Origin of the sequence: uncultured Algibacter sp. (assembly GCF_905480415.1) — a bacterium.
Lineage (GTDB): Bacteria > Bacteroidota > Bacteroidia > Flavobacteriales > Flavobacteriaceae > Algibacter_B.
In genome coordinates this window covers 1-6,278 of record NZ_CAJQQI010000005.1, presented here as the reverse complement: position 1 = coordinate 6,278, position 6,278 = coordinate 1, and the positions used below count along the sequence as shown (strand labels likewise).

Sequence of the window (6,278 nt, the reverse complement as noted above, 5' to 3'; positions counted from 1 at the left end):
AGAAGATTTAAGGGTATTCACAAAAACTACAATGTTGATGTGGATAAAGGTGTTTTTATCAGTGTAATGCCTTTTTATACTGATCATGTTGATGATTCTATTTATAATAATACTGCATTTACAAATCTAGATTCGGCTTTGAGATTATTACAAGGCACTCCCGAACAAGTATTAAAAAACATAAATAACGATGCAGCATACAAATTTGCAAAACCAATCATTGATGAGTTTTATAATACGATAGATAAAGAATTTCAGCAAAAAAACGAGCCTATAGCTGCTTTACAAACCAAATACATGACCGCTTTAATGGAAGCTTTACCAAATGCGCGTTATTTTCCAGATGCTAATAGTACGCTTCGTGTAACTTATGGTCAGGTTCGTGGTTATTCTCCAAAAGATGCTGTGTATTATAACCATGTGAGTTATTTAGATGGCGTTATTGAAAAGTATATTCCAGGAGATTATGAATTTGATGTACCACAAAAATTGCGCGATTTACACGCTTCTAAAGATTATGGAACATATGCAGATACCAACGGGAAGGTACCCGTTTGTTTTTTAGGAACTAACCATACTACTGGTGGAAATTCTGGTAGCCCTGCTATTGATGCTCATGGAAATTTAGTAGGTTTAAATTTTGATCGTGTTTGGGAAGGCACTATGAGTGACATGAATTACGACCCTGAGATTTGTAGAAACATTATGGTAGATTTACGCTACGTACTTTTTATAATTGATAAATATGCTGGAGCAAAACATTTAATTGATGAAATGAAATTAGTGCATCCTAAAAAATAATTTACAGCGAAATAAAATATTCAGACCTACCAGATTATAAAAATCTGTTAGGTCTTTTTTTATAGAAAACAAAATCATCATATAATCTTCAATTGTTATAATAAGTCTTGTTTATAAAGGCCATTTTTTTAAAGTAATCTAAAATAGTTAAGCCAAATTGAAGTGCTTAGTTGCCATATCACAAATTTTATCACCAATTGCTAAACATGCCGTAGCAGCAGGGGATGGTGCATTTAACACATGAATACTTCTATCTTGATACACAATTTTAAAATCGTCTTGCATTGTGCCGTCTTCCTTTAGTAACATAGCTCTTACACCAGCTCTACCAGGTTCAATATCATTCATGGTTAACGATGGTATTAAACGCTGCAATGTACATAGAAACAGCTTTTTAGAAAACGCTCGGCGGTATTCATTAACAGCAAAATTAGTGTGATTTAATAGTAATTTCCAAGTTCCTGAATAAGATACAGCATCCATGGTATCTTTCAAATTGAAATCAGTTTTACCATAACCTTCTCTTTTAAATGTTAATACAGCATTTGGCCCACACTCTACATCACCATTAACCATTCTAGTATAATGAACCCCTAAAAAGGGGAATTCAGGATTGGGCACAGGATAAATCAAGTTCTTAACTTTACTTTTTGCTTCTTCGGTTAGATTATAATAATCACCTCTAAAACCAACCACGCGCTCTTTTAGTTTTATATTGTCTTTTTTTGCTAGTCGATCTGCTTGTAAACCACCACAAAAAATTAAATGTTTCGTCCGGTATTTATTTTTAGAGGTTATCATAACAGACTCTTCCCCTTTATGACTATATGATTCTACTTTTTCTCCAAGTATAATTCTGCTTTCAGGCTGTTTAGCTAACACTAATTCCGCCAAAGTTTCAGTGGTTTCTCGAAAATCAATTATCCCTGTACAAGGCACCCAAATACCACCAATGCTTTCAACATGAGGCTCAATATCCCTTAATTGATACCCATCAATTTTTTCAATCCCTTCGGTTTCATTTACAATACCATTTTGGAAAATTTTATCTAAAAAAGGCAATTCAATCTTATCTACAGCAGCTACTACTTTACCGCAAACCTCATGTTTAACACCGTATGTTTTTGCAAACTTTACAAGTTGTTTTCTGCCGTCAACACAATTTTTAGCTTTTGAAGACCCGGGTTTGTAATATAAACCTGAATGGATAACTCCAGAATTATTACCCGTTTGATGCGCTGCCAATTGACGCTCTTTCTCAATAAGTAATATTTTTAAATGTGGATACTTAAGTTGAATTTTATATGCTGTTGCTACTCCAACAATACCGCCACCAATAATAGTAACATCATATATTTTTTGTGTAGCCAAAAGAAAAGTTTTAATACAATGAATATACTATTATTTTCTTGTATTTCAAGACTAAAGCCATTTAGAAAACACGCAACTACAACTTATATTATCTCCATCTTTTTCAATAAAAAGGATGCATTCATGTTTTGACAAACCCCTTCTTTTAAAGTATAATCAAAGTGCAATTCGTCATTTACAATTTCGGCATCAAAATAATAGTTTTTCACATCGTCAAGCGCTTTTGAGATTTCACATAAACTCAAATCGTGAGTAGCAATAATCCCCGTAGCATTTGACGCGACTAGCTTTTCTACAAATTTTCTGGAGCCAATAGCTTTATCTGTGCTGTTGGTTCCTTTTAAAATTTCATCCAAAACAATAAAATAAGGCTCTTTTTGAATCGCATCAACAATAAATTTAAGTCGAGTTAATTCCGAAAAGAAATACGAACTATCATCAATTAAAGAGTCTGATGTTCGCATACTCGTAATTAATTTCACTGGGGAGTACTGACTGGACTTTGCACAAATTGGCAGCCCTACATTAGCCATAACAATATGTAAAGATACCGTTCTTAAGAAAGTGCTTTTACCTGCCATATTAGCGCCTGTAACGATAAAAAACTGTTCGTTTTCAATAGTTAAATCACTATCAACTCGCTTATCTTTATTTAATAATGGATGCCCTAAATGTTCAGCCTTTATAACTGAACCGGCTTTCACTATTTCTGGAAAAACAAACTCTGGATGATTGTACCCATAGTTCCCCAGAGAATTATAAGCATCAAAAAAGGACACAACTTCAAACCAATCAGACACCTTGTTAGTATATTGGGCTATCCATTGTTCAATTTGATAACTATTCTTTATATCTGTTAAAAAATAACCATTCCCAAAAATAGCTCCAATTAGGTTATTCCGGTTATCTAAAGCATCTAACGATTTGGAAAATGCCTTAAAAATTTCAGAAGCTTTTTTATCGCCTGATTGAATTTGTTTCTGCTTTTGTTTTAATAATTCCGAGGAAAAAGATTCGTTTTCTATTAAATCTAATAATGAAGCATATTGACGAAAAGTATCTTTAACTTTATTTGTATTTGATGCTAGTATATTTATTTTTTTTAGATAACGACCTGTAATACCCAATCCTAAAAACAGCCAATACCCTATTAACGCTTGATTTGTTATAAATCCTAAAACTGTAAGCACAAATAAAACGATAGGTGCTAAACCAAATACCATAGGTAACCACGACATTACCTTTGGTAAAAACGTTTTATGATTTTTCAACCACTTTATAATGTGTTCTGCTGGGGTTTCAACAGCTACCAAATTAGAAGTTGCTGAATAATATTGACGCCATTGGGGCTTAGAAATCAGTTCTTTAATCGCTTCTTGTCTAGACTCAATATCATCTATGTTATTTGCTTTTAACGCATTTACTAATTGGTGTGTCCCTTCATTTATGGTTGTTCTATTAATGAATTGAAAAAACGAACCACGCCCAAACAAATCGATATCTAAGCTGTAAAAGTGACTAGGATCTTGAAACTGAAGACCTTCATCTCTATCGTGAAAATCACCAGATGCAATTTTAATCTCATCATTATTAATGACAACTAGCGCTTTATTAAACTCTCGTCGTTTTTTAATATCTGTGTATTTTGAAAGTAAATAAATGAATATAACTACACCAAAAACTCCAATTGAAACAGCGATTTTCCATTGACTAAAAAAGAAATAAATCCCAAAACCTGTTACTAAAAATATGAATAAGCGCAACGTGCTTATTCCAGTCATTTTCTTATACAGATTTTTAGCTTCAGTTTGGTATTTTTCTAAATGATTATGATAGTATTTTAAATGATTCATTTATAATATAAATTGAAAAGTAAAGAAACAAAAAAGCCCTGAAAAAATTCAGAGCTTTAGACTTGTATTTATATTATACCAATTATAATTGGTATAAATGGTTTTTAATCTCTTCCACCAAATACCTGAAGCGCCCAATATACCAAAGATGCTAATGCACCAATAGCTGCAACTAAATACGTTCTAGCAGCCCATTTAAGAGCATCTTCAGAACCTGCATATTCTTCTTGAGATACCATGTTTTTATTTTTCAACCATGCCAATGCACGATTACTAGCATCATATTCTACAGGTAAAGTTATAAAACTGAATAAGGTGGCAAACCCCATCATCGCCAGACCAGCAACAGCTACATAATAGCCAAACCCTAAACCTGCCGCAGCACCTAACATCAATCCACCAATAACAACCCATTGAGACATTCCTGATGTCACACTAACCACAGGAACTAAAGCCGAACGCATTTGCAGCCAGCTATAAGCTTGTGCATGTTGCACTGCGTGTCCACATTCATGTGCAGCAACCGCAGCTGCAGCCGCATTACGTTGATTATAAACGGACTCGCTTAAATTAACGGTTTTGTTTTTTGGATTGTAATGATCTGTTAATTGTCCTGCCGTAGAAATAACCTCAACATCTCTAATACCATGATCTGCTAACATTTTTTCTGCAATTTCAGCACCACTCATCCCGTTGCGTAATTGTACTTTCGAGTATTTAGCAAATTTCTTTTTTAATTTGCTACTTACTAACCAACTTACTAAGGCTATAGCCCCAAGCAATATATAATATTGTAACATTGTTTTTTAGTTTTTAAATTCTATTTCATTATTACAAAAATAACGCCAACTTCATTTTATGAAATTTTGTCAGTAATAACATTATTTTTTACTGTATTTTATTTTAAAATAAATCAATACAATCGAAGACCCTATAGTTATAGCATTGGCAACAACCATAGATGGGCTATGTATATACAATCCATAAACTAGCCATAATGTTATGCCTGTAATAAACATGATTAACATAGGCAGGGACAAAGCAGAAACATCCCTTGTTTTCCAAGTTTTGTATACTTGTGGCAGAAATGCTGCCGTTGTTAAAATTGCTGCTGTAAAGCCTACTATTTCTATGTAATTCATTTAGTATTTTGTAATAATATAATCGCTATAATGATAAAATTGGTGACGTGGTTATCCTTAGAATTGAAACTCAACTATAAAGAGGTTCACACATCACGCCAAAAAAGGACGATTCGCAATGACGTTACCCAACAATATTTACAATTTTACCAGGAACTACGATTACTTTTTTAGGTATTCTACCAGCTAATTGTTCTTGTGTTTTTTCGTTTGCTAAAACTGCTTTTTCTATATCATCTTTACTCATATCCAATGATAATTCCATAGTGAAACGCATTTTACCATTAAAAGAGATTGGATAATTTTTACTGCTTTCTACCAAATGACTTGCATCAAATTCCGGGAATGGCGCAATTGAAATTGACCCATTATTCCCTAACTGACTCCATAATTCCTCAGCAATATGAGGTGCATAAGGCGAAATTAAAACCAGTAATGGTTCAAGTATCTCTTTTGAAGTACATTTTTGAACCGTTAGCTCATTCGCAGCAATCATAAAGGTAGAAACCGATGTATTAAACGAAAAGTTCTCAATATCTTCTTGAACCTTTTTAATAGTTTTATGAAGCGTTTTTAAGTTATCCTTTGTTGGAGTTGCATCCGTAACTTTTAGTCCGTTATCATCAGCATACAATTTCCATAGTTTTTTAAGAAATGAATGCACGCCTGTAATCCCAGCGGTATTCCAAGGTTTGTATTGCTCTAAAGGGCCTAAAAACATTTCATAAAGACGTAGACTGTCTGCTCCATAATCTGAAACAATATCATCTGGGTTTACAACATTGTATTTAGATTTCGACATTTTTTCAACATCACGTCCTACTTTATAAATTCCGTTTTCTAAAATAAATTCTGAGTCTTTATAATCTTCACCAAATTCATCATCAGCCTTTAATCCTTCAATATCCAACTCATCGGATGAGTTGATATATTTAACTTTTACATGAAGCGGTTGAACCTTTTTGTCTTTTATCAATCCTAGCGATAAATATCTATTGGTCCCTTCTTCTCTATAAACAAAAGCACTAGTCCCCAGAATCATCCCTTGATTAATTAGCTTTTTCGCATACTCATCAACAGGCACAACACCTTTATCGAATAAAAACTTTTG

Annotated in this window: 6 protein-coding genes; 1 reads left to right on the top strand and 5 read right to left on the bottom strand. The window is 33.2% G+C overall.

Annotated elements, in window-relative coordinates:
- Positions 1-801: S46 family peptidase (locus QZ260_RS00430; protein WP_295981483.1), on the top strand; the 801-nt coding region annotated here is incomplete at its 5' end.
- Between the two features lie 147 nt (positions 802-948).
- Here QZ260_RS00430 and lhgO read toward each other — a convergent pair.
- The 5 genes from lhgO to QZ260_RS00405 all read right to left on the bottom strand — a co-directional run.
- Positions 949-2,172 (bottom strand): L-2-hydroxyglutarate oxidase, encoded by a 1,224-nt coding sequence (gene lhgO / locus QZ260_RS00425; RefSeq protein WP_295981480.1) that lies wholly within the window; start codon positions 2,170-2,172, stop codon positions 949-951.
- Positions 2,173-2,255: 83 nt separating this feature from the next.
- Entirely contained in the window at positions 2,256-4,025 is a 1,770-nt protein-coding gene (locus tag QZ260_RS00420) for a DNA mismatch repair protein MutS (protein WP_295981478.1), read from the bottom strand.
- Between the two features lie 104 nt (positions 4,026-4,129).
- The gene (locus QZ260_RS00415) at positions 4,130-4,825 is read right to left on the bottom strand and encodes a zinc metallopeptidase (protein WP_295981476.1); all 696 of its coding nucleotides are present in this window, start codon (positions 4,823-4,825) and stop codon (positions 4,130-4,132) included.
- A gap of 81 nt (positions 4,826-4,906) precedes the next feature.
- A complete protein-coding gene (locus QZ260_RS00410) occupies positions 4,907-5,167 on the bottom strand; it encodes a SemiSWEET transporter (RefSeq protein ID WP_295981474.1) in 261 nt (86 codons plus the stop codon).
- 124 nt (positions 5,168-5,291) lie between these two features.
- On the bottom strand, positions 5,292-6,278 hold a 987-nt coding region (locus QZ260_RS00405), incomplete at its 5' end, for a class I tRNA ligase family protein (RefSeq protein ID WP_295981472.1).